Raw genomic sequence first — 22285 nt, 5'->3', positions numbered from 1 at the left:
CGGCGCGGCGGGGATGCGGCGGGGACAAGGATCGAGGCCGGACCCGGGCATTCTGCGTGGCGTTCATGCGCCGAGTGGGCCACGGCTCCGGTCGGTAATAACCGCGCCGCGACACAGGCGCCCGCCACAGTGGTCGGCTCCTGCCTCATGATTCCCCCTGACCTCATGCACCCCGGCGCCCGCCGGAGGCTCAGGGCGAGTCAAGCGCATCACCTCCGTCGGAACAATCCGATCAAATACGTACAACCACTAGCCAAGATCAAACGTCCGCAGGCACGAGCGCCGTTCAGTCGTTCAGTCGTTCAGTCGTTCAGCCGTTCAGCTATTCAGCTATTCAGCTATTCAACGGGATGCAACCTTCGCAGGAGCCGGTTCAGCACGCTCCGCGGTGGCCCCCACCCGGTTGAGGTCGATGCCCCTGGTCTCCCGCATCGCCAGATAGACGATCAACGAGACCGCGGCACACCCCGCGACGTACCAGGAGAACCCCGACTCCATGCCGGCCTTCTTGAACCAGAGCGCCACATACTCCGCCGTCCCCCCGAACAGGGCGTTGGCGATGGCGTACGGCAGCGCGACCCCGAGCGCGCGCACTCCGGTCGGGAAGAGTTCAGCCTTCACACAGGCATTGATCGAGGTGTAGCCGGTGATGACCACCAGGGCGAGCAGGGAGAGCCCGAAGGCCGGCCAGAACGAGCCCGCATGCCGGAGCATCGTCATGATCGGCACGGTGAGAAAGGTCGACCCCAACGCAAAGGTGATCAGGAGCGGACGGCGGCCGATCCGATCGGAGAGCCGGCCGGCCAACGGCTGGAGGCAGGCGAAGACGATCAGCGCACAGAAGGAGACCAGGGTCGCGGTCTCCTTAGGCAGCCCGGCGCTGTGGGCGAGGTACTTGGTGAGATACGTGGTGTACGTGTAGTACGCCACGGTCCCGCCCATCGTCAGCGCGATGACCAGGAACGCTTCCCGCTTGTGGGCGAGGAGGGCCTCGATCGTGCCCTTGAGACGATCGGGCGTGTCGTCGCCGGACTCCTCGTACACCTCGGTCTCCAGCATCGCGCGGCGCAGGTAGAACACCACCGCAGCGCCCAGCGCTCCGACAATGAAGGGGATGCGCCAGCCCCAACTGTGGAGCGCCTGGGACGACATGGTGTTCTGGAGGACGATCTGGAGCCCCAGCCCCAGGATCTGGCCCGCCGTCATGGAGACGTACTGGAAGCTGGAGGCGAAGCCCCGGTGCTGGGGCAGCGATGCCTCGGTGAGGTAGGTGGCGCTGGCCGCGTACTCGCCGCCGACGGACAAGCCCTGGAGGAGGCGGGCCACCAGGAGAACGGCCGCCCCGCCGTATCCGGCCACCGCATAGGTGGGGGCGATCGCGATCAGCAGCGCCGAAGCGGACATGAGGGTCACGGTGAGGGTGAGGGCGGTCTTGCGCCCCCGGCGGTCCGCGACCCGACCGAGCAGCCAGCCGCCCACCGGTCGCATGAAGAATCCGACGGCGAAGATGCCCGCGGTGTTCATCAGCTTGGCGGTGTCGTTGCCCTCGGGGAAGAAGGCACCCGCGAAGTAGGTGGCAAAACTCGCGTACACGAACCAGTCGAACCACTCGACCATGTTCCCTGCGGACCCGACCCAGATCTTCTTCCAGTGCGCTCGTCCCATGGCGGAACACCGTGCCGGACGGCCCGTGGCCCGACAAGGCCGGCCGGCACAACGATCCCGTGTACTTGCGTGCCTTGCGTTCCCTACATGGTCCAGGGCCCGACTCCCCCACCTGACGTTGCGTCAGACATGCGGATGATAGAGCGTACCTTCGAGGAATTCGCCTATGTGTACGAGAACTTGGGCCCGCTCGGTCCCGGGAATCCCCACCGCGATGTGGACGCTGAAGCCGTCGAGGAGCGCGCGCAGTCGGGTGGCGTAGCGGTCGGGATCGACCGATCGGAACTCCTCGCGGGAAATCCCCTCCGCCACGAGGGCGACCAGATCCCGGTGCCAGGCACCCTCGATCGCGGCCTGGCGTGCCCGCGCCTGCTCGCCGGCGCCCTGGGAGCGATTCCACACCTCCAGCCAGAGAGTCCAGTGGGGGTCGCGCGGGCCCTCGGGCAGATAGAGCTCGACGAAGGAACGCAGCCGCTCCCGGGCCGGTCCCGAGTGGGAGAGCAGCGCACCCCGCTCGATGCCCAACCGGCCCTCGCTCCACTCCAGGGTCCGCAGGAGCAGTTCGTCCTTGCTGCGGAAGTAGTAGAGGAGGTGTCCACTACTCATGCCCACCTCGCGACCGAGGGCCGCCATGGTGAGCCCGTCGAGACCGTGTGCGGCGATGGTGGCCATGGCTGCGGCCAGGACGGACTCGCGGGGCGGCGCGACATTGCGGCGCCGGGAGGGGGTCACAGAGTGCCTTCCGTACTGGGGAAAGAGGGTCGGGTGTGTTGCGTGGTGCTCGTGTGCCAGTGGGCGATCCCAAGGCGGTGTCCACCGGGTTCACGGGGCCCGGACGGCACGCCGTTCCCGGACGCACTGCACGCCGGTGCACGGGGCATCACATTCACCCGTACGTTCTATCGGATTCGCTGGCCCTGTAGCGACCGGACGGGCGACTGTGGCCGCCTACCGCACGATGTGATTTCCCCAGTACAACGTCTATCGATGCCGGGGTCAGAGTGCCAGGGTGGGCGGAGGGAACCGCTCCACCTGCGCCGATCAGGTGGGGCTTTGTCCCGCCCGTGCCCCCATTCGGGCGGGACCAATGTTGCCCCTCCCGTCTCCCCACGGGAGGGGCGCGGGGATACCAGATCATGCCGAGGGCGTTGAGGCTTCGCTTTATGGAAGGCATGCCGGGAGACTCCGCGGCATGGCTCTCCCGCGGGATCCACGACGGTAGAAGTTGGTGGCAGGAAGCACCCATGAAATAGACCTTGCCCCATACCCTGGCAGTGACGAGCTGGACAGAGAGGGGCAGGGCCGTGTCATCTCGTGCTACCCCGGACCCGTACGCCGACCCGCTGGCATTCGGTCAGCGTCTACAGATTCTCCGCACTCGCCGCGGCGTGACCCGCGAGCAACTCGGCGGGCTCCTGGGCCGATCCGGCTCCTGGGTCAAAGCGCTGGAGACCGGCCGGCTCAAGACGCCGAAGCTGGACGTCATACTGCGGCTCGCGGACGTGCTCCGGGTCCGGGACCTCTCCGACCTCACAGGGGACCAGTCCATGCACGTCCCCCTCTTCACCGGCCCTGGCCATCCACGACTCGGGGCGGTCAAGGCCGCAGTGGACGCGCTGACTCCTGGGGCGGACCGGGAAGCCCCTTCGTCAGAGCATCTTGCGGCGCGGCTCGCGCAGGCTTGGTCGGCTCGGCATTCCTCTCCGAAACACCGCGAGGTGGTGGGGGCACTCCTCCCGGAGTTGCTCCGTGATGCCCAACTGGCTGTGCGGCAGGCCAATTCGGCGGGCGATCGGCGTTCCACGCAGGCGATCCTCTCCGAGGTCTACTCACTCGCTCAGTTCTTCGTGGCGTATCAGCCGGACGCTGCGCTGCTCTGGCGGGTGGCGGAGCGGGGCATGGTGGCGGCGCAGGAGTCGGAGGACCCGCACAGCATCGGGGTGGCGGCGTGGTTGTGCGCACAGGCGCACCGTGATGCGGGACCGGCTCATTTCGACGCTGCGGACATGGTGACCACACAGGCGCTGGACTACCTGAGACCGCTGCTGCCGGACGCCAGTGACAATGTTCGGGCCATCACGGGGGCGCTGGTCTTCGAGGCCGGATACACGGCTGCCCGCCGAGCTGATACGGGCACGGCATGGCGCCACTGGGACGAAGCCCGACGTATGGCCAAACGGCTGCCCGAGAACTACTTCCACCCGGTGACCAGCTTCGGACGCACGATCATAGGAGCCCACGCGGTCACGGTGGCGGTGGAGTTGCACCAGGGCGGGGAGTCCGCACGGCAGGCAGCGGCGTCGGATTCAGCGGCGATCCCTTCTCGTCCGCGCCGTGCCCGGCACCGCATCGAGCAGGCTCGCGGCTATCAGCTGGACGGGCAACCGGATGTCGCCCTGGCGACGCTCGCGCAGGCGCATGAGGCCGCGCCGGAGACCATCCGGTACAACGGGTTCGCGAAGATAATCGTGCTGGAGGAAGTCGAGTCGAGGGCGCCGGTCCGACGGCGTCGGGCGTCTGAACTCGCAGTGAAGCTGGGCCTGCTGGCTGCCTGACGCATCAGGAATCGAAGGGGCACAAACCGTGCCCCTTCTACCATGTGTGCACGCCTACCGTCGTCTGAGTGACGCTGACCAGCTCAGAATGGCGGGCCGAATGATGACGATGTCTGTGTACGGAGTACGGCCCGACCTATCTCGGTATCCAGTACGGCCGAAGGTCGTGATCCCGGATCCGCCGCCAAACCAGCAGACGCCAAACACGTCCTCGCATACCCGCCGTGCACCTGCCGCCGCTGCACCGCGAAGGGACAGTGACGGTGGAGATGCAAACCTGGCGCGACGCCCGAGCCCGAGCAGAATCCGCGGCGACAGCGCTTCAACAGTCGCTCCGCCAATTCGGCCTATCCGAGCGGGCCGTGAGATCGATCCGACCGGTGGTCACCCACGATGGCCGGCCGCACGTGCAGGTGGGCCGACTAGCCGCGGACGCAGTGGAACAGTTGGCCGAGACAATACGGCTCTCTGCCCCGCAGGGCCGGTAGATGTATGCCTCACGGTCCCGCGCGTGGGGCAGGCACCCCCAAGCCACGGCCGCCCCAACGGCCGGGGCCACTCCTCCGTGGTGGTCGTCCACAGAGGCTAGGCGGCACCCCACCCATCCTCTGGCGACCACGATCAAAAACCTGTACCTGGCCAGGTACATCGCTGATCAACCGCCATGCTCAGCAGGTCAGACGGAAACCCTCGGCTGCTGTTGGGTGATGCAGTGGATGCCCCCACCGCCCGCGAAGATCGTCCGTGCATCCACCAGCACCACTTCGCGCTCGGGGTAGAGACGTCGGAAGACGGTCGCGGCCTCTTCGTCCCGTGGGTCGTCGAAGGCACAAAGGATCACCGCGCCGTTGCAGACGTAGTGGTTGATGTACGAGTAGTCGGCCCAACCGCCGTCCTCGTTGTGCACGCTCGTGGGTGCCGGGACCTCGATCACCTCGAAGGGGCGTCCCTGTGTGTCCGTCCGGGTGCGCAGGAACTCCACGTTCTCGGCGCAGGGTTCGTGGTCGGGGTGGGTGGGGTCGGGCTGGGTGTGGACGACGATGACGCCGGGCCCCGCGAACGCCGCGACGATGTCCACATGGCCCAGCGTGCCGAAGCCGTGCGGCGGGTAGTCCGCGGTCAGTCCCCGCGGCAGCCAGATCGCCTTGGTCGTGCCCAGTCGGGCGTGGATCTCCGCTTCCACCTCGGCCTTGGTCCAGCCGGGGTTGCGCTCAGGTCCGAGTTGCACGGTCTCCGTCAGCAGCACCGTGCCCCGACCGTCGACGTGGATGCCGCCGCCCTCGTTCACCAGGGGCGAAGAGTGCACGGGCACACCTGCGATGTCCGCCACCTGGCGCGCGATGGTGGAGTCATGCTCCCAGTGGGCCCACTCCTGTGCACCCCAACCGTTGAACACCCAGTCCACGGCGGCCAACCGACTGCCGTCGGTGACGAACGTAGGGCCGATGTCACGCATCCACGCGTCGTCGAGTTCCCGCTCGACAATCTCGATCCCGGGGCCGAGCAGGGCACGCGCCTCGCGGGTCCCGGCCGGGCCGACGACCACGGTGACCGGCTCGAATCGCCGCACCGCACGCGCCACATCGGCCCAGGCACGCCGGGCGGCGGCGAGGTCCTCACCGACGAAGGTGGTGTTGGGTACCGGCCAGGCCATCCAGGTGCGCTCGTGCGGTGCCCACTCGGGCGGCATATGGAACATGGGTCACTCCTGGCTGGTGGGCGGGGCGTCGGGGCTCGGGAAGGTCAGGGATCAAGGAGGCCGGCGGCGAAGAGGCAGCGGTCAGAGGTCAGAGGAAGTACAGGCGGTTGAGCGGGACGGCGTCGGCGGGATCCGACCGGATCGGTTCCCCGTCGAGGGTGACCAGCCCGCTGCGGGCGTCCACATCCACGTCCCCGGTGCGGGAGTTGAACCGCAGGTCGGCCGGCCCGATGCCACGGGTGCCGCGGACCGCGACCCGTCGTCTGCGGGTGGGCATGAGGTCGGCGCCGAGGTCGACGGCCGCTTCGGCCACGAAGGCCACGGAGATGTCGGCGGCGGTCGCGCCGTACGAGCCGAACTGGGGCCCGAGCACCAGGGGTTCACAGGTGTCCGTCGCGGCTCCGGGGTCACCGGTCACCCCGTACGCCGGGAAGCCCGACTTCAGTACGAGTTGGGGTTTGGCGCCGAAGAACCGCGGCTGCCAGAGCACGATGTCGGCCATCTTGCCGACCTCGATGGAGCCGATCTCGTGTGCGAGGCCGTGCGCGATGGCCGGATTGATCGTGAGCTTGGCGATGTAGCGGAGCACTCGGCCGTTGTCGTCGTGCGGCCCGTCGCCTTCGATCGGCCCCCGTTCGGCCTTCATCTTGCCGGCCATGGCGAAGGTCCGGCGCACGGTCTCACCGGCCCGGCCCATCCCCTGGGCGTCCGAGGAGGTGATGCCGATGGCGCCGACGTCGTGCAACACGTCCTCGGCGCCCATGGTCCCGGCCCGGATACGGTCGCGGGCCATGGCCGCGTCTCCCGGCAGATCGGTCTTCAGATCGTGTACGGAAACGATCATTCCGTAGTGCTCGGCGACGGCGTCCCGGCCGAACGGAAGGGTCGGGTTGGTGGAGGAGCCGATGACGTTCGGCACCCCGGCCATCTTCAGGACGTTGGGTACATGGCCGCCCCCGCACCCCTCGATGTGGAAGGCGTGGATCGTCCGGCCGGCGAGCACCTTCAGGGTGTCCTCGACGGACAGGCATTCGTTGAGCCCGTCGCTGTGCAGGGCGACCTGGACGTCGTGCTCCTCGGCGACCCGTAGCGCGGTGTCCAGCGCCCGGGTGTGGGCGCCCATGTCCTCGTGGACCTTGAATCCGCAGGCCCCGCCCTCGGCGAGCGCCTCGACCAGGGGGGCCGGGTCGGATGAGGAGCCGCGGGCGAGGAAGCCGATGTTGACCGGCCAGGCGTCGAAGGCGTTGAAGGCGTGGCGCAGGGCCCAGGGGGAGTTGACGCCGACGCCCCAGACCGGGCCGAACTCCTGGCCGATGATGGTGGTGACGCCGGAGGCGAGGGACGCTTCCATGATCCGGGGTGACAGCAGGTGGACATGGGTGTCCACGGCGCCGGCGGTGGCGATCAGCCCCTCGCCGGAGACGATGGTGGTGCCGGTCCCCGTGACCACCTCCACTCCGTCGAGGGTGTCGGGGTTGCCTGCACGGCCGATGCCGGCGATCCGGCCCTCCCGGATGCCGATGGAGACCTTGCGGATGCCCTGGACGGCATCGATGACCAGGACATTGCTGATGACGACGTCACAGGTCTCGCGGACGGCCGCGGCCTTGAGGTGGAGTCCGTCTCGGGCCGTCTTCCCGAAGCCGGCGAGGAACTCGTCCCCCTGCTTCTGGGAGTCGGACTCGACCCGGACGACAAGACCGCAGTCGCCGAGGACCACTCGGTCGCCCGCGCGGGGGCCGTGGACGGCGGCGTACTCGTACGGGTCGATTCCGGCCATCAGTGCAGCTCCGTTGTGAGGTCGACGGCCGCTGAACGGCTCGCGGCGCACGGCGAGGGGTGCCGTGGTGGGGTCGTCATGGCCGGGCTCCTCGATATCCGCAGGCAGCCGCCCTGCGCAGGGCCTCTTCCTTGGCGCCCGGGGCGTCGAGGGGGCCATCCACAAGACCGGCGAACCCGATCGCGACGCGGGCACCACCGATCGGCAGCAGACCGACCTCGATCCGGGCGTCCGGATCGAAGCGGACGGAGGAACCTGCGGGGACGCACAACCGCATGCCGTACGCGGCGGACCGGTCGAAGTCGAGTCGCGGATTGGCCTCGAAGAAGTGGAAGTGGGAGGTGACGCTCACGGGGACGGGCGCCGTGTTGTGGACGGACAGTCGCAGCGCCGGTTCCGGTTCGGGGGTGGTCGGGCCCGGTAGGACCGCGCCGGGTGCCGTGTCGCCCAGCCCGGTGCCGCCGATCGGATCGCTGACCACGGCGAGGCGGGACCCGTCGTCGAAGACGGCCTCCACATGGACCTCCGTGACCACGTCGCTGACCCCGGGCAGAACGTCGTTCGGACCCAGCACGGCACGGGCGGCTTCGACTGCCTCTGCGAGGCGCCGGCCGTCACGTGCTGCTTCGCAGACGGTGTCGGCGATCAGCGCGGTCGCCTCGGGCACATTGAGCCGCAGACCACGGGCCCGCCGCGCCCGGGCGAGTTCCGCCGCACTGAAGAGCAGCAGCCGGTCCCGTTCGGTGGGGGTGAGTCGCACCTCTCCACACCTCCTTTTAGAGCATCACTCTAAACCTGAGACACGCAGGAGGAAAGAAGCTCGGGAGGATGGGATCAATGGAATTGAGCAACACTCGAAGAGAAACCAGCCAACGCGGTGGCCCTCGGGAGCTCTGAGGTGGCAACCGCCCTAGCTCACCGTGCCGTCCAGATCCCGGGCGTACTCCGCGATCGCCCCTCGGTACTCCCGTACGGTCGGGTCCTCGCTCGTCGCGGCGAGGAGTTCGAGGAGCAGTCGTACGGACTCCTGATGGCGGCCCTCGTTGTAGAGGGCCATCGCCAAGAACGCGCGCAGCGCGCCGTGCTCCGGGAACTCGGCGACACCGCGCCGCAGCGTGGTGCCCGCCTCATGGAAGCGGCCGAGCACCCGATAGGTGCTGCCGAGACCTAGGAATGCCTCCGAGCGGTCGACGGACGGCAGCGCGGGGGCGGTGACCCGCAAGGCCCGCTCGTAGTGGGGGACGGCCTCCGCCTCGCGACCGAGGACATCGTGCGCCCAGGCGGTCTGATAGGCGATCCTGGCGTCATCGGGCCAGTGCTCGCCGAGGGCGAGGAGGCGCAGCCGCGCCTCGGCCGCGTTGCCGTTCTCCCGCAGTCGTACGGCCTCGGCCAGTTCCTCGTCCCGCTCGGTTCCGCGCATGCCCCCATCCTCGCTGACGTGGGACGGGGGCGTGCGCGGCAGTGCTCAGCCCAGCGGGTGCATCCAACCGTGCTCGTCCGAAGCGGCTCCGGTCTGGATGTCGAGGAGCGCCTTGCGCAGTCGGAGGGTGACCTCGCCTGGCTTGCCGTCGCCCTGGGTCCATTCGCCGCCTGCGGACTTCACCAAGCCGACGGGGGTGATCACGGCAGCGGTTCCGCAGGCGAAGACCTCGGTGAGCGTGCCGTTCTCGCTGTCGCGCTTCCAGTCCTCGGTGGAGATGCGTCCCTCGCCGGACTCATAGCCGAGGTCCTTGGCCAGGGTCAGGAGCGAGTCACGGGTGACGCCCGCGAGGAGGGAGCCGGTCAGCTCCGGGGTGACGATGCGGTCCCCGTACACGAAGTACAGGTTCATCCCGCCCATCTCCTCGACCCACCGGTGCTCCAGCGCGTCCAGCCAGACCACCTGATCGCAGCCCTTCTCGGCGGCTTCGGCCTGGGCGAGCAGGGAGGCCGCGTAGTTGCCGCCGGTCTTCGCGAAGCCCATGCCACCGGGGACCGCGCGGACGTAGTTCTCGGAGAGCCAGACGGAGACGGGCTGCACCCCACCGGGGAAGTAGGAGGCGGCGGGCGATGCGATGACGAGGAAGAGGTACTCGTTGGCGGGCCGCACACCCAGCCCGACCTCGGACGCGATCATGAAGGGGCGGAGATAGAGCGATGCCTCACCGCCGTGCTCCGGCACCCATGCCTTGTCCTGCTGGATGAGGACATCACACGCCTCGATGAACAACTCGACGGGCAACTCGGGCATGGCCAGCCTGCGGGCCGAGCGCTGGAAGCGGGCCGCGTTGGCGTCCGGACGGAAGGTGGCGACCGTGCCGTCGGGACGGCGGTACGCCTTGAGGCCCTCGAAGATCTCCTGGGCGTAGTGCAGGGTCATGTTGGCCGGGTCCATGGAGAGCGGCCCGTACGGCGTGAGCTGCGCGTCGTGCCAGCCGCGGCCGTCGGTCCACTTGATCGTCACCATGTGATCGGTGAAGTGGCGGCCGAACCCGGGGTTGGTCAGGATCGCCTCGCGCTCCGCGTCGGAAAGCGGATGCGCCGAAGGCTTGAGCTCGATCGAGGGCGTCGTCATGAGGAGTGTCCTTCACCGTTGGTTGTGACGGACCGCACTCACGCCGCCGCCGATGCTAGGACGTCCGAGCATTACCGCGAGCCCACGGCCCGTCTCGATTATCGCCCGAAGGGGTGAATGCGAGAAACGGGGGTGGAACCGGGGGGAACGGCGTGAATCAGTCCAGGATGATGGTGACACCCGGAAGCCGTACAGGAAAAGCCGCCGGGTGCGAAGTGCGACCCGGCGGCTTGGGGTGGAAGCGTCGGGTCAGCCCGCTACTCGCGCCGCGAGCGCGTCGCCGATCTCGTCCGTGGTACGGAACGTGCCGTCGCGGCCCGCGAGGTCGGCGGAGGCCGCTTCCTCGATGCGCACTGCCTCGGCCTCGAAGCCGAGGTGACGCAGGAGGAGGGCGACGGACAGGATGGTGGCCGTCGGGTCCGCCTTGCCGGTGCCCGCGATGTCGGGCGCCGAGCCGTGGACGGGCTCGAACATGGACGGGAAGGTGCCCGTCGGGTTGATGTTGCCGGAGGCCGCCAGGCCGATGCCACCGGTCACGGCGGCGGCGAGGTCGGTGAGGATGTCACCGAAGAGGTTGTCGGTGACGATGACGTCGAAGCGCTCCGGCTGGGTGACGAAGAAGATCGTCGCGGCGTCGACGTGCAGATAGTCGGTGGTGACGTCAGGGTACTCGGCAGCCACCGCGTCGAAGATGTTCTTCCACAGATGTCCCGCGTAGACCAGGACGTTGTTCTTATGGACCAGCGTCAGCTTCTTGCGCGGACGGGAGTTGGCCCGCTCGAAGGCGTCACGGACGACGCGCTCCACGCCGTACGCGGTGTTCACGCTGACCTCGGTGGCCACCTCGGCGGGCGTACCGGTGCGCAGCGAACCGCCGTTGCCCGTATACGGGCCCTCGGTGCCCTCGCGGACGACGACGAAGTCGATCTCGGGGCGGCCCGCCAGCGGAGTCGCCGTGTTCGGGAACAGCTTCGAGGGGCGCAGGTTGACGTAGTGGTCGAAGGCGAAGCGCAGCTTCAGCAGCAGCCCGCGCTCCAGCACGCCAGAAGGTACGGTCGGATCACCGATGGCGCCGAGCAGGATCGCGTCGTGGGCCTTGAGGGCCTCCAACTCCGCGTCGGGCAGGGTTTCGCCGGTACGGTGCCAGCGCTGGGCGCCGAGATCGTACTCCTTGGTCTCCAGCTTCACGTCCTGCGGCAGGACCGCGGACAGGACTTTCAGACCCTGGGCCACGACCTCTTGGCCGATGCCGTCGCCGGGGATGACTGCGAGATTGAGGCTCCGAGACATGTCGGGCACCCTACTCTCCGTCCCATCCCATGACATGCGATGTCCACACTGTGGACTGAAGGCTGACGGTCGAACACCGCGCGCACCGAACTCCGCGCCGGAAGAGGACCGTCGAGGCACCGAACCGGGCCGATCTGAGAGAACACAGCGGCTCGGGACGGTGGACGGACCTTTCGTCGCCGAAGATCGAGACACGGCGACACAGAGGTGCTCGACGGGACGCCGGGGATCAGCGCCCGGTCGAACCGCGCGGGGTCAGTGACCGGTCGAGCCGCCGTTGTCACGACGGTCGAGGGCGCGCTGGAGTGCAGCCGCGGCGTTCTTGCGGTCGGACTCGCTGGCGTGGGAGGCATGGCGGACACGGCGGGCGGTCTCAGCTGGCATGGTGATCGACTCCTTGAGATCACGGAGATGTCGAGGCGCCGGTTGGGGCGGGGAGCACGCCGCAGGGGTCACCTGCCGGGGCCGTTGCTCACACACGCCATTCGCTGGATCAAGCGAGACGTTCGGCTCCTACAAAGCTAGGGCAGGTGGGCTCCGCTGTCTCTACAAGTAGTCGGACTTCCTACTATCTGAGACGGAAATCATGGAACGCGCAGGTCAGAGAGGTTTGACGGAGAGCGCCCAAGGGGAGGAACCGGGCCGAATTCATCCACACCGCGGCGGCTGACCAACCCGCGCGGTGTCGACCCGGCTCCGCAGAACGCCTTCGGCCGGCCGGCCGAAGGCGACTCCCCCTCGGCGCAGTGGGAAACCGCCCGGCCTCAGATCACATCCCCGTCGCGCCAGTCGAACAGCAAGGCGTCGGGCGGTACCACCAGCCCGCCCGACGTCCCTCCGATCCGGACGAAGGTGGAGTCCTCCTCCTCCGGCAGCGGCACCAGCCCGTCCGGGCCTGCCGTCTCGATCCGGCCCTGCCACAGCGTCCAACCACGCGAGCGGTAGAGCGCCGCACCCGCATCCGATGCGGACAGGGCGCCGAAGTCGTACGCCCGGTCGATGACCCCCTCCAGGGTTTCCATGATCCGGTCGCCGAACCCCCGGCGCCGCTCCTGCGCCCGGACCGCGACCGCTTCGACGTATCCCACTCGGTACGAACGTCCGCGGTGGACGACCCTGCGCATGATCACCGAGCCATGGGCGACGGGGACGTCATCGGCGTCGTACAGCAGGGCGTGGACACCACCGAGGCAGTGGTCCCAGTCCTCATCGCCGAAGTCCCCGTCGAAGGCAAGGTCCAGGAGGCCACGGATCGCGTCGCGTTCGGCAGTGGTGAGCTGATGCGTGTGGGCGATACGAACCGCCCCGACTGTCGCAGACATGGGACTGAGTCTCTCCGGTCCCACGGCATGCGCGTACTCATTAATGAACTGAGTACGCAGCTCGTGGTGAAGAACAAGCCACCGCTGGAGAGTTGAACACATGAACGGCCTCTACTCCCTCAAGCCCTGGTACGCGGCCCGACTCTCCGGGGTCCGCGGCGCACTCGCCCGCCGCGATGTGTCGCCCGACGCATTGACCGCGGCCGGTGTGGTGAGCGCCGCCGGGGCCGCAGCGGCACTGGCCTGGCTTCCCGCCCCGCTCGCCGCGGTCCCGGTCGCCCTGCTGCTCGCCGCACGCCTGGCGTTCGCCAATCTGGATGGGGCACTGGCCCGGGACACCGGACGCACCACCCGGCGCGGCGCCCTGCTCAATGAACTCGGCGACCGGGCGGCGGACTTGGTGGTGCTGGCCGGATTTCTCGTATTGGCCCCGTTGTGGCTGGTGGCCATCACGGCCTTGGCGGCGACCCTCCCGTCCTGGGTGTCCCTCGCGGGGGCCGCGGCGGGAGCGCCACGACGCAACGGCGGCCCCATGGGCAAGACCGAGCGCTGCCTGCTCGTACTGGTCGCCGCCGCGACGGGCTGGGCCGTTCCGGTACTGGCGGTCATCGCGGTCGGTTCGCTGCTGACGGCAGTGCTCCGGTGCGGTGGACTCTGGAAGGAGCTCGCACGATGAGCGGCTTCCTCGTCGTGGGCGACGCCATGGGGCGGGCGCTCCCCCTGGTCGCAGGGGCCCTGGGCGCCGGTGGTGTCGCAGTTGCGGCACTGCCGGCGCGGGTACGGATGCGGGCAGAGCTGCGCCGGCGCTGGCGCACATGGGCACTGACCGCTCCCGTATTCCTGGGCTCCCTCTACCTCGGTGCCGGTGGGGCCTTCGCCCTGGCGGCCGTGCTCGGAGTGATCGCCGTGAGCGAGTACGTGCGAATGGCCGGGCTGGGCCGGTTCGATCAGACGGTGCTGACGGCGTCGGCGCTCGTCCTACCGGCGTTGGCCTGGCTGGCGCCGCACGTACTCGACCTGCGGGCCGCCGCACTGCTGTTGCTGATCGCTGCCGTACCGCCCCTGCTGTCGGGCGACCACACGACGGGGTTCACCCGGGCGGCGCGCTCCGCCTTCGGCCTGTTGTGGATTCCCCTCTCGCTGACCGGCCTGGTGACGCTCGGGGACACCGCGGTCGCGGTGGGACTCGCGGTGGCCCTGGGCGATGTGGGGGCGTGGTGCGGCGGCACCGCTCTGGGGCGGCGCGGGCCGCTGGCACGGCCGCTGTCGCCCAACAAGACCTGGGCGGGTGTGGTGGGGGCAGCGGTCGCCACCGGTCTGGTGCTGTTCGCGGTCGGCACCTTCACCCCGCAACTGTGGGCCGCGGTGCTGCTGGGGTGCGTCCTCGGGGACCTGTTGGAGTCGATGGTCAAGCGGGAGGCAGGGGTGAAGGACGCGGGGAGTTGGCTGCCGGGGTTCGGTGGTCTGCTGGACCGCATCGACTCACTGCTGCCGGCGCTGGTGCTGGCGATGGTGGTCGGCGCATGAGCGGGCGTGAGAGGTACGGCCCGAAGGCCGGCGCGCGACCCGTGCCCGGTTCGATCGCGGATCCGCCCGGCGTTGACCGACCCGAGCCGGGTGCGCAGGATCGTCCCTCCCGCTCGCGGGTGGCCTCCGTGCTCCGCCGCGCGCTGTGGTGGTGCGTGCTCACCCTCACCGGTGGGGTGGAGCGCCGCGGACGGCTGCCGCGCGGCGGCTGTGTCGTCGTCGCCAACCACTCCTCGCATGCCGATACGGCCGCCCTGCTCGCGGCCCTCGACGCCCGCCACACCCCCTTGATCGGGGCGGCGGCGGACTACTGGTTCGCCTCACGGTGGCGCAGCCGGATCTGCCGTCGGCTCGCGGCCGGCTTCCCGTTGCGGCGCACGGGCGGCGGGATGGGCGATCTGCTGTCGATGGCCGAGGAGTTGCGCGCCGGGCGAGCCGTGGTCCTCTTCCCCGAGGGCACCCGAGGCTCGAACGGCTCGGTGGGCTCTTTCCACCGGGGTGCGCTCGTGCTGGCCCATTCCGCCGGGGTGCCCGTGGTGCCGGTCGGGATCGCGGGGACGGATCGGCTGTTGCCCAAGCACGGACGGTTGCGCTCCTCCCTGGTCCGGGTGCGGATCGGGGCACCGCTGGCGCCGACGGCAACCCCGGAGGAGGCCCGGGACGCGGTCGCCGAACTGCACCGAAGGACCAACGCGGAATCGCTCCGGGACTCGAAGGTGCGGCGCTGGGTGGCCGCCCGGGCCGCTTCGCGCTGGGGGCTGCTGATCGCTTTCTGTTGGGCGTTCGCCGAGGCGTTGAGCTGGCCGCTGATGCCGGAGTTGCTGTTGGGCATCGCGTGTGCGGCGGCGCCTCGGGCGGCACTGCGGCTGTCGCTCACCGCATGGGCTGGGAGCATTGCGGGGGCGCTCCTCGCGCTGCACATCGCGGCGGCGGGGGTCGCCCTGCCTGCGCCGCTGACCACGGACCGGATGCGGGCCGAGGTGCAACAGCAGTTGGTGACGGAGTCCGCGGACGCCGTGCACCACCAGCCGTGGAACGGCGTTCCGTTCAAGGTGTACGCGGCCGAAGCCGGTCGGGCCGGCGTGCCCGTCGACGACTGGCTGCTCGCTTCGGCCGGTGCACGGGGTTCACGCACGCTGACGGTGGGGTTGGCGTTCGCCGCACTGGGCCTGCTCCTGCGGCGCTACCGCAGGTGCTACGGCATCTATCTGGCGCTGCTGGCCGGGGCGTTCACGACGGGGCTGACCTGGATCGTGATCGGCTGGCAGTGACAGGCCCTCTCCATGCATGGGAGAGGAAAGCCCGGTGAGTCGGTCACCTACTCCTAGACAGTCTCCGAGCCGTAAGGAATCGCCCAGTACGGACTGCGGAGACCGATCGACTGGATGTATCCGCCGGTGCGCCCGAGGCCGTGGTTCACCCGGGAGTCCGACGGCAGATGGCTCGCGACGTCGTGCCGGGGGCGGCCGAAGAGGTCGATGCCCTCGTGCAGTACGGGCACGAGGGCAGGCCCTTGGGGCTCCTCCCCCGAACTGTCACACGGTGATCTACCGAGTTCCACATAGCCGAGGCGCTGGGCGTGGTTCCCCTCCGGTGCACCGAGGACGTCGATGGTCAGCCCGAGGTAGTCGCCGCTGAATGCCCAGGCCGCGCCGCAGACGGATTGCGTGCGGATGTCGCAGATGGTGGACAGGGCCCAGCGCGCGGTGTGTTCGCTCATGCCGAAGCGGAGGGTGCCGGCGCGGTGCGGCAACAACACTCCGGTGCCCGGCAGGAGTTGGAACACGGCCCAAGTGTGGCACCGGCCCCTCCACCGGGAGCCGTCGCTGCGAAGAGTGTTCATCAGGTCACAGATCCATTCCGGAGACCCTCAGAACCCGCAACCCACGGGTTGCACCTCCTCCCGCTTCGTGCAACCCTGGAGTTGCACGTAAAGCCAGTGTGCAGCAACCAGAGGGAGGCCCACCATGACCGAAGACCTCAGTGCCGGCCGAGCCGGCGACCGGATCGAGAAGGAGATCACCATCGACGCCCCCGTGGCGCGCGTCTGGGCGGTGCTGACCGAACCGAAACACGTCGGCTCCTGGTTCGGCCAGGGCAGTCCCACCCCGGTGGACCTTCGCCCCGGCGGCACCATGTTCCTGGACCACGGCGAGTTCGGGCAGTTCCCCACCACCATCGTCGAGGTGGACGCACCCCATCGGTTCTCCTACCGCTGGGCGTCCGCCTACCCCGGCGAGCAGGCCGTGGACGGAAACTCCACCCTGGTCGAGTTCACCTTGACCTCCGAGGGCGACGGCACCCGGCTCCGCGTGGTCGAGACCGGCTTCTCCTCGATCACCATCCCCGATGACCGCAAGGACTCGGCCTCGTACGAGAGCCACGAGGCCGGCTGGAGCGAGCAGGTCGTCAACATCCAGCAGTACGCGGAACGACTGTCGGCATGACCGACCCGCAGGACCGGGTCTCGGACGAGGAGGCCGTCAGCGACGTCCTGACGGCGCTGGCGGACCCGACCCGGCGCCGGATACTCGACGCCTTGGCCGCCCACGGCGGCCGGGCGACGGCAACCCTGCTCGCCCTGGAGCTGCCCGTGAGCAGACAGGCGATCGTCAAGCACCTCGGCGTCCTCGCCCGCGCCGGCCTGGTGGAGGGACACCGGGAGGGACGGGAAGCGCGCTACGCCGTCGCACCCACCCGACTGGCCGCGACGGCCCGTTGGATGGACCGGCTGGCCACCGACTGGGACTCCCGACTCGCGACCATCAAACGGCTGGCGGAATCCGACCCCGAGCGGTGAGCCGTGCCCGGGCATGGAACCGCCCCCGTTCCGGCGTGGGGGCTGGAACGGGGGCGGGATCAGGGGGGCGGTGAAGATCAGCCCATGTGCGGGTAGCCGTACTCCGTCGGAGCGACCAGCGTCTCCTTGATCGCACGGGTCAGCGTCCAGCGCATCAGGTTCTGCGGAGCGCCGGCCTTGTCATTGGTGCCCGAGGCCCGACCGCCGCCGAAGGGCTGCTGTCCGACGACCGCACCGGTCGACTTGTCGTTGATGTAGAAGTTGCCGGCGGCGAAGCGCAGCTTCTCCATGGTGTGCGCGGCAGCGGCCCGGTCGTTAGCGATGACCGCACCGGTCAGCGCGTAGTCGGAGACCGACTCCATCTGGTCCAGCATGGCGTCGTACTGCTCGGCGGAGCTGTCGTCGTAGACGTGCACGGCCAGGAACGGGCCGAAGTACTCCGTGGTGAAGACCTCGTTGGAGGGGTCCGAGCACTCGACGACGGTGGGGCGGACGAAGTAGCCGACCGAGTCGTCGTACGTACCACCAGCGACGATCGTGCAGGTGTCATCGGCCTTGGCCCGGTCGATGGCGGCCTTGTTCTTCGCGAAGGAACGCTCGTCGATCACCGCACCGATGAAGTTCGACAGATCGGTGACGTCACCCATCTTGATCCCGTCGACCTCGGCCGCGAACTCCTCCTTGAAACCGGAGTTCCAGATCGAGGCGGGGATGTACGCGCGGGAGCTCGCCGAACACTTCTGGCCCTGGTACTCAAAGGAACCCCGGGTCAGCGCGGTCTTCAGCACGGCGCGATCGGCGCTCGGGTGCGCGACCACGAAGTCCTTGCCACCGGTCTCGCCGACGATCCGGGGGTACGAGCGGTACTTCTCGATGTTGTTGCCGACCGTCTTCCACAGGTGCTGGAAGGTCCGGGTCGAGCCGGTGAAGTGGATCCCGGCGAGGTCGCGGTGGTTCAGCGCCACCTCGGAGACGGCGATGCCATCACCAGTGACCAGGTTGATGACGCCCTTGGGCAGCCCGGCCTCCTCCAGCAGCTGCATCAACAGCACGGCCGCGTGCGTCTGCGTGGGGGACGGCTTCCACACCACCACATTGCCCATCAGGGCCGGAGCGGTCGGCAGATTGCCCGCGATGGCGGTGAAGTTGAAGGGGGTGATCGCGTAGACGAATCCCTCCAGCGGACGGTGGTCCATCCGGTTCCACACGCCCGGGGAGTTGGCCGGAGGCTGCTCGGCCAGGATGTCTCGGGCGTAGGCGACATTGAAGCGCCAGAAGTCGATCAGCTCGCACGGGGTGTCGATCTCGGCCTGCTGGGCGGTCTTCGACTGGCCCAGCATGGTGGAGGCGGCGAGCGTCTCGCGCCAGGGGCCGGACAGCAGCTCGGCGGCGCGCAGGATGATCGCCGCACGGTCGTCGAAGGACATCGCACGCCAGGCAGGCGCGGCGGCGAGCGCCGCGTCGATGGCGTCCTGCGCGTCCTGCTCGGTCGCCCCGGCGAAGGTGCCGATCACGGCGGAGTGGTTGTGCGGCTGGACGACGTCGACCCGCTCGCCGCCGCCCATCCGGCGTACGCCGCCGATGGTCATCGGCAGCTCGATCGGGTTCTCGGCCAGCTCCTTGAGCTTGGCCTCCAGCCGGGCGCGCTCGGGGCTGCCCGGTGCGTAGCCGTGGACCGGCTCATTGACCGGCGCGGGAACCTTGGTGACGGCGTCCATGGTGCCGACTCTCCTTAATCAGTAGGTCAGTTGGGGGTTCAGCCTCGGCTGACCAGCGAACGCAGGAAGAACGCCAGATTGGCGGGGCGCTCCGCGAGGCGGCGCATGAAGTACCCGTACCAGTCGGTGCCGTACGCGATGTAGACGCGCATGCGGTGGCCCTCGGCTGCGAGCCGGTGGTGCTCGCCCTCGCGGATGCCGTAGAGCATCTGGAACTCGTAGTCGTCGAGCTTGCGGCCGGCACGACGGGCGAGTTCCTGGCTGATGGAGATGATGCGCGGGTCGTGGGACCCGATCATCGGATACCCCTCGCCCTCCATCAGGATCTTCAGACAGCGGATGTACGCGCGGTCGACCTCGGCCTTGTCCTGAATGGCGACGGACGCGGGCTCCTTGTAGGCGCCCTTGACCAGCCGGACCCGGGAGCCCGCGGCGGCCAACGCCCGGCAGTCGTCCTCGGTGCGGAAGAGGTACGACTGGACGACCGCTCCGGTGCGGGGGAAGCGCTCACGGAGTTCGGTGTGGATGGCCAGGGTCGAATCGACCGTGGTGTGGTCCTCCATATCGAGGGTAACCGTGGTGCCGATCTCGGCGGCGGCCTCGACGACCGGAGTGACGTTCTTCAGCGCCAGGTCATGGCCGCCGGTGAGCGCCTGGCCGAAAGAGGAGAGCTTGACCGACATCTCGGCACGCTCCCCCAGGCCGAGCGGCTTCAGCGCCTCGATCAGCTCCAGATAGGCATCGCGGGCGCGCAGCGCCTCCGACGGATCGGTGATGTCCTCGCCGAGGACGTCGAGCGTGACCTCCAGGCCGCGGGCAGCGGTCTCCTGGACCACGGGGATGGTCTCGTGGACCGTCTCACCCGCGATGAAGCGACTGACCACGGGCTTGGTGACCGGAGCGGCCGAGACGATGCGACGCATCCTGTCGCTGCGCGACGCGGCGAGGATCACGGGACCCAGCACGGGGACCTCCTGGAAGTACGGGCGCCGGGCCGGAGCGCGGGGGAAGACGCGTCCGGAACGGCACGAAGAACCACCGTGAAATCTAAGGATCGCTCCGATCCTCAGCCATCGACAGCTGTCACGCATCCGTGGCCGGGATCTCAGACATCTGTCTGAAGGTCGTGTCAGAATGTCCGGATGAAGGGCGATTACCAGGAACTCGTGGATGAGATCTCGGCTCTGCTGGCAGCCCCGGCAACGCTGGAGAACCGCGATTTCGAGCTGATCGCCTTCGGCGCGCACGACAGCGACGACGACGATGCGATGGACCCGGTCAGGACCCGCTCGATCCTCACCCGAAAGTCCTCCCCCGCGGTCCGCGCCTGGTTCGAGGGCTTCGGGATCACCCGCGCCACCGCCCCCGTCCGCATCCCCGCCGCCCCCGACGCCGGCGTCTTCCGGGACCGCATCTGTCTGCCGGTACGCCATCGAGGCATCGCACTTGGCTATGTGTGGCTGCTGGACACCACCCCCGGGCCCACAGACGCCCAGTTGGCCGCGGCCATGGAGGTCGCCGAACGGATCGGCGGTCTGCTCGCCGACGAGGAACGGGCCGGCACGGATCTGTCCCGCGAGTTCCGTGCGGTGCTCACTGCGGATCGCGGCTGGCAGTACGACATGGCGGTGGCCGCACTGCGCACCGCTCTTGGCGGTGGGGAGCGGGGCGCCGACGGCCCCCATGCGGTGGTGTGCATCGCGCCCTGGCCGTCCGGCGACGCCCCGCCGGTCCGCGCGCTCCCGAGCGCGGCTGCCCTGTGCACGGTGCCAGGTGCGGCGGCCCGGGTCGAGGCTCCGGCCGTACGGACGTCCCGCGGTGGTTCGTCACGAGCCGCAGGTCGGGCGGGCGGTGGCGTGCCTGCTGCAACGGGCGGCAGTGGCACCGCGGGCACATATGCCCTCGCGGTGTTGCTGCGGCTGCGCACGCTCGACACCCCCGCCCCCGCGATCGCCGCCGCAGAGCGCCTGCTCACCTCGGCGACCAGCGCCGCCACGGCCGGTGTGTCCTCGCCCCACCAGGGCCTTGCCGACCTGGGCGCAGCCTGGCGCCAGGCGTCCTCCGCGGCCCGCGCAGCCCGAGCAGCACCCCGGTTCGGGCCCGTCGCCCAGTGGGCCGACATCGGGCCGTACCGCATCCTCACCGCTCTCCCGGGCGACCTCCCCCAGGATCCCGCGGTGCTGCCGCTGTTCGACGGCTCCCATCCCGATCTCATCCATACCGCCGAGACCTATCTGGACTGCGGCGGCCAGGCCAGTCGTACCGCGTCTGCGCTGGGCATCCATCGGCAGACGCTCTACTACCGGCTCTCCCGGGTCGAACAGCTCACCGGGCTCGACCTCGCGGACGGCGAGGACCGGCTACTGCTCCACATGGCGCTGAAGACGGCCCGGCTCTGACGCATTGCCCGATGGATCGAGGTCTGATCGAGGTTCCCGTCCGATTGCGCGAAGCTCGGGGGCTGGGATCAGGCGGGGGTGACGTCCGCCGATGCAGCGCCCGCGGAGGTGCTGCGGATGAAGTCCCCGAAGAGCAGGGCCGTCAGATCGGGCTGGTCGCGCATCACCCAGGTCCGGCTGTCATCGATGGTCTCCAGCCGGGCACCGGGCACGATCGCGGCCAGTCGCTCGCCGTGCGCATACGGGAAGAGCCGGTCCTCACGGGCGAAGGCGAGCAGGGTGGGCCGGTCGAAGGAGGCGAGCTGTCGTGCCGGTTCGAGCAGGGCTGTGGGGACGATCCCGCGGGTGACCTTGACGCAGTCGCGACGGATGTCGGGGTCGGCGAAGAAGGCGCCCAGCCAGCCGTCGATCAGATCGTGGGGCAGTGCGCCCTTGGTCAGCAGGCCGAACCCGAAGGGCATCCGACGGATGGCGCGCAGCCGCAGGGCCTGGAAGACCAGGGTGAGCAGGCCGGGCACCCGGGAGGAGGGGCCGAGTGATCTGAACCAGGGTGACGGGCAGTTCTCGAAGCACTCGCCGTTGGTGAGGACGAGACGGCCGATCCGCTCGGGATGGTGAGCGGCGACGATCTGGGCGATGGCGGTGCCGAGGTCGTTGCCGACCAGGGTCACGCGCGGCAGATCGAGCGCGACGATCAGATCGGCGACCAGCCGGGCGATCCCCGCGAGGCTGAGGTCCGCGCCGGGGTTCATCGGGGTGCGGTGGGCGCCGAGGGGCAGGTCGGGGGTGATGCACCGGAAGTCCGGGGCGAGCCGGTCGACGATCGGCTCCCAGAGCTTGCTGTCCATGAGGTAGCCGTGCAGAAACAGCACGGGCTCGCCTTCTCCGGTGTCCCGGTAGTGGACGGTTCCCTGGTCGAGCGTGATCTGTGGCATGGCGGTCACCTCTCGCTGCAATTACATACAGACTGTATGCA

21 protein-coding genes are annotated in these 22285 nt (G+C 69.2%); 7 read left to right on the top strand and 14 right to left on the bottom strand.

Annotated features, from left to right (window positions below; translation table 11 throughout):
* Nucleotides 1–342 precede the first annotated feature (342 nt).
* Together OID54_RS27085 and OID54_RS27080 are read right to left on the bottom strand one after the other, a co-directional pair.
* A complete protein-coding gene (locus tag OID54_RS27085) occupies nt 343–1665 on the bottom strand; it encodes an MFS transporter (RefSeq protein WP_329023636.1) in 1323 nt (440 codons plus the stop codon).
* Nucleotides 1666–1788: 123 nt separating this feature from the next.
* Entirely contained in the window at nt 1789–2337 is a 549-nt protein-coding gene (locus OID54_RS27080; protein ID WP_329027810.1) for a TetR/AcrR family transcriptional regulator, read from the bottom strand.
* A 632-nt stretch (nt 2338–2969) separates the two neighbouring features.
* Between OID54_RS27080 and OID54_RS27075 the strand changes: the two genes are divergently transcribed.
* The gene (locus OID54_RS27075) at nt 2970–4220 is read left to right on the top strand and encodes a helix-turn-helix domain-containing protein (protein WP_329023634.1); all 1251 of its coding nucleotides are present in this window, start codon (nt 2970–2972) and stop codon (nt 4218–4220) included.
* 676 nt (nt 4221–4896) lie between these two features.
* Here the strand turns inward: OID54_RS27075 and OID54_RS27070 are convergent.
* From OID54_RS27070 to OID54_RS27035, 8 genes are all read right to left on the bottom strand, one after another.
* On the bottom strand, nt 4897–5919 hold the full coding sequence (locus OID54_RS27070) for an agmatine deiminase family protein (protein WP_329023632.1): 1023 nt from the start codon (nt 5917–5919) through the stop codon (nt 4897–4899).
* A gap of 88 nt (nt 5920–6007) precedes the next feature.
* On the bottom strand, nt 6008–7699 hold the full coding sequence (locus tag OID54_RS27065) for an urease subunit alpha (RefSeq protein WP_329023630.1): 1692 nt from the start codon (nt 7697–7699) through the stop codon (nt 6008–6010).
* Between the two features lie 76 nt (nt 7700–7775).
* The gene (gene ureA, locus OID54_RS27060; RefSeq protein ID WP_329023629.1) at nt 7776–8459 is read right to left on the bottom strand and encodes an urease subunit gamma; all 684 of its coding nucleotides are present in this window, start codon (nt 8457–8459) and stop codon (nt 7776–7778) included.
* A gap of 150 nt (nt 8460–8609) precedes the next feature.
* A complete protein-coding gene (locus OID54_RS27055) occupies nt 8610–9119 on the bottom strand; it encodes a tetratricopeptide repeat protein (RefSeq protein WP_329023628.1) in 510 nt (169 codons plus the stop codon).
* 45 nt (nt 9120–9164) lie between these two features.
* Entirely contained in the window at nt 9165–10253 is a 1089-nt protein-coding gene (locus tag OID54_RS27050; protein WP_329023627.1) for a branched-chain amino acid aminotransferase, read from the bottom strand.
* A gap of 249 nt (nt 10254–10502) precedes the next feature.
* Entirely contained in the window at nt 10503–11543 is a 1041-nt protein-coding gene (locus OID54_RS27045) for a 3-isopropylmalate dehydrogenase (RefSeq protein WP_329023626.1), read from the bottom strand.
* A gap of 255 nt (nt 11544–11798) precedes the next feature.
* Nucleotides 11799–11927, bottom strand: coding sequence for a hypothetical protein (locus tag OID54_RS27040; RefSeq protein ID WP_285366387.1), 129 nt, complete (start codon nt 11925–11927; stop codon nt 11799–11801).
* 380 nt (nt 11928–12307) lie between these two features.
* Nucleotides 12308–12865, bottom strand: coding sequence for a GNAT family N-acetyltransferase (locus tag OID54_RS27035; protein WP_329023624.1), 558 nt, complete (start codon nt 12863–12865; stop codon nt 12308–12310).
* A gap of 100 nt (nt 12866–12965) precedes the next feature.
* Between OID54_RS27035 and OID54_RS27030 the strand changes: the two genes are divergently transcribed.
* From OID54_RS27030 to OID54_RS27020, 3 genes are read left to right on the top strand one after another with little or no spacing between them, the layout of a single operon-like run.
* Entirely contained in the window at nt 12966–13541 is a 576-nt protein-coding gene (locus OID54_RS27030; protein WP_329023622.1) for a CDP-alcohol phosphatidyltransferase family protein, read from the top strand.
* Nucleotides 13538–14392 carry a phosphatidate cytidylyltransferase gene (locus OID54_RS27025; RefSeq protein ID WP_329023620.1) on the top strand — a complete coding sequence of 285 codons (855 nt, stop codon included), beginning with the start codon at nt 13538–13540 and terminating at the stop codon, nt 14390–14392. The genes OID54_RS27030 and OID54_RS27025 overlap by 4 nt, the downstream gene beginning before the upstream one ends.
* On the top strand, nt 14389–15663 hold the full coding sequence (locus tag OID54_RS27020; protein ID WP_329023618.1) for a lysophospholipid acyltransferase family protein: 1275 nt from the start codon (nt 14389–14391) through the stop codon (nt 15661–15663). Before OID54_RS27025 ends, OID54_RS27020 begins: the two co-directional genes overlap by 4 nt.
* A gap of 53 nt (nt 15664–15716) precedes the next feature.
* On the opposite strand, the gene OID54_RS27015 is transcribed toward OID54_RS27020, so the two are convergent.
* The gene (locus OID54_RS27015; protein WP_329023616.1) at nt 15717–16178 is read right to left on the bottom strand and encodes a hypothetical protein; all 462 of its coding nucleotides are present in this window, start codon (nt 16176–16178) and stop codon (nt 15717–15719) included.
* 181 nt (nt 16179–16359) lie between these two features.
* Between OID54_RS27015 and OID54_RS27010 the strand changes: the two genes are divergently transcribed.
* Together OID54_RS27010 and OID54_RS27005 are read left to right on the top strand one after the other, a co-directional pair.
* Nucleotides 16360–16839 (top strand): SRPBCC family protein, encoded by a 480-nt coding sequence (locus OID54_RS27010; RefSeq protein WP_329023615.1) that lies wholly within the window; start codon nt 16360–16362, stop codon nt 16837–16839.
* Complete coding sequence (locus OID54_RS27005; RefSeq protein ID WP_329023613.1) at nt 16836–17192, top strand: ArsR/SmtB family transcription factor; 357 nt, start codon at nt 16836–16838, stop codon at nt 17190–17192. Before OID54_RS27010 ends, OID54_RS27005 begins: the two co-directional genes overlap by 4 nt.
* Nucleotides 17193–17269: 77 nt before the next feature.
* Here OID54_RS27005 and pruA read toward each other — a convergent pair whose 3' ends face one another.
* Entirely contained in the window at nt 17270–18910 is a 1641-nt protein-coding gene (gene pruA, locus OID54_RS27000) for an L-glutamate gamma-semialdehyde dehydrogenase (RefSeq protein WP_329023612.1), read from the bottom strand.
* Between the two features lie 38 nt (nt 18911–18948).
* Entirely contained in the window at nt 18949–19875 is a 927-nt protein-coding gene (locus OID54_RS26995; RefSeq protein WP_329023610.1) for a proline dehydrogenase family protein, read from the bottom strand.
* 177 nt (nt 19876–20052) lie between these two features.
* On the opposite strand from OID54_RS26995, the gene OID54_RS26990 reads away from it, so the two are divergent.
* On the top strand, nt 20053–21309 hold the full coding sequence (locus OID54_RS26990) for a PucR family transcriptional regulator (protein ID WP_329023608.1): 1257 nt from the start codon (nt 20053–20055) through the stop codon (nt 21307–21309).
* A 68-nt stretch (nt 21310–21377) separates the two neighbouring features.
* Here the strand turns inward: OID54_RS26990 and OID54_RS26985 are convergent, their stop codons facing one another.
* Nucleotides 21378–22244 carry an alpha/beta fold hydrolase gene (locus OID54_RS26985; RefSeq protein ID WP_329023607.1) on the bottom strand — a complete coding sequence of 289 codons (867 nt, stop codon included), beginning with the start codon at nt 22242–22244 and terminating at the stop codon, nt 21378–21380.
* Nucleotides 22245–22285: the final 41 nt, after the last annotated feature.

Source organism: Streptomyces sp. NBC_00690, from assembly GCF_036226685.1.
Taxonomy (GTDB): Bacteria; Actinomycetota; Actinomycetes; order Streptomycetales; family Streptomycetaceae; genus Streptomyces.
The sequence above is the reverse complement of the archived record's forward strand: the minus strand, read 5'-3'. Positions and strand labels throughout refer to the sequence as shown.

Bases quoted from the DNA above. Each gene is read 5' to 3' on its own strand.
- OID54_RS27085 (WP_329023636.1), bottom strand. From the start codon at position 1,665: ATGGGACGAGCGCACTGGAAGAAGATCTGGGTCGGGTCCGCAGGGAAC.
- OID54_RS27080 (WP_329027810.1), bottom strand. From the start codon at position 2,337: ATGGCCACCATCGCCGCACACGGTCTCGACGGGCTCACCATGGCGGCC.
- OID54_RS27070 (WP_329023632.1), bottom strand. From the start codon at position 5,919: ATGTTCCATATGCCGCCCGAGTGGGCACCGCACGAGCGCACCTGGATG.
- OID54_RS27065 (WP_329023630.1), bottom strand. From the start codon at position 7,699: ATGGCCGGAATCGACCCGTACGAGTACGCCGCCGTCCACGGCCCCCGC.
- OID54_RS27055 (WP_329023628.1), bottom strand. From the start codon at position 9,119: ATGCGCGGAACCGAGCGGGACGAGGAACTGGCCGAGGCCGTACGACTG.
- OID54_RS27050 (WP_329023627.1), bottom strand. From the start codon at position 10,253: ATGACGACGCCCTCGATCGAGCTCAAGCCTTCGGCGCATCCGCTTTCC.
- OID54_RS27045 (WP_329023626.1), bottom strand. From the start codon at position 11,543: ATGTCTCGGAGCCTCAATCTCGCAGTCATCCCCGGCGACGGCATCGGC.
- OID54_RS27040 (WP_285366387.1), bottom strand. From the start codon at position 11,927: ATGCCAGCTGAGACCGCCCGCCGTGTCCGCCATGCCTCCCACGCCAGC.
- OID54_RS27035 (WP_329023624.1), bottom strand. From the start codon at position 12,865: ATGTCTGCGACAGTCGGGGCGGTTCGTATCGCCCACACGCATCAGCTC.
- OID54_RS27030 (WP_329023622.1), top strand. From the start codon at position 12,966: ATGAACGGCCTCTACTCCCTCAAGCCCTGGTACGCGGCCCGACTCTCC.
- OID54_RS27025 (WP_329023620.1), top strand. From the start codon at position 13,538: ATGAGCGGCTTCCTCGTCGTGGGCGACGCCATGGGGCGGGCGCTCCCC.
- OID54_RS27020 (WP_329023618.1), top strand. From the start codon at position 14,389: ATGAGCGGGCGTGAGAGGTACGGCCCGAAGGCCGGCGCGCGACCCGTG.
- OID54_RS27010 (WP_329023615.1), top strand. From the start codon at position 16,360: ATGACCGAAGACCTCAGTGCCGGCCGAGCCGGCGACCGGATCGAGAAG.
- OID54_RS27005 (WP_329023613.1), top strand. From the start codon at position 16,836: ATGACCGACCCGCAGGACCGGGTCTCGGACGAGGAGGCCGTCAGCGAC.
- pruA (WP_329023612.1), bottom strand. From the start codon at position 18,910: ATGGACGCCGTCACCAAGGTTCCCGCGCCGGTCAATGAGCCGGTCCAC.
- OID54_RS26990 (WP_329023608.1), top strand. From the start codon at position 20,053: ATGAAGGGCGATTACCAGGAACTCGTGGATGAGATCTCGGCTCTGCTG.
- OID54_RS26985 (WP_329023607.1), bottom strand. From the start codon at position 22,244: ATGCCACAGATCACGCTCGACCAGGGAACCGTCCACTACCGGGACACC.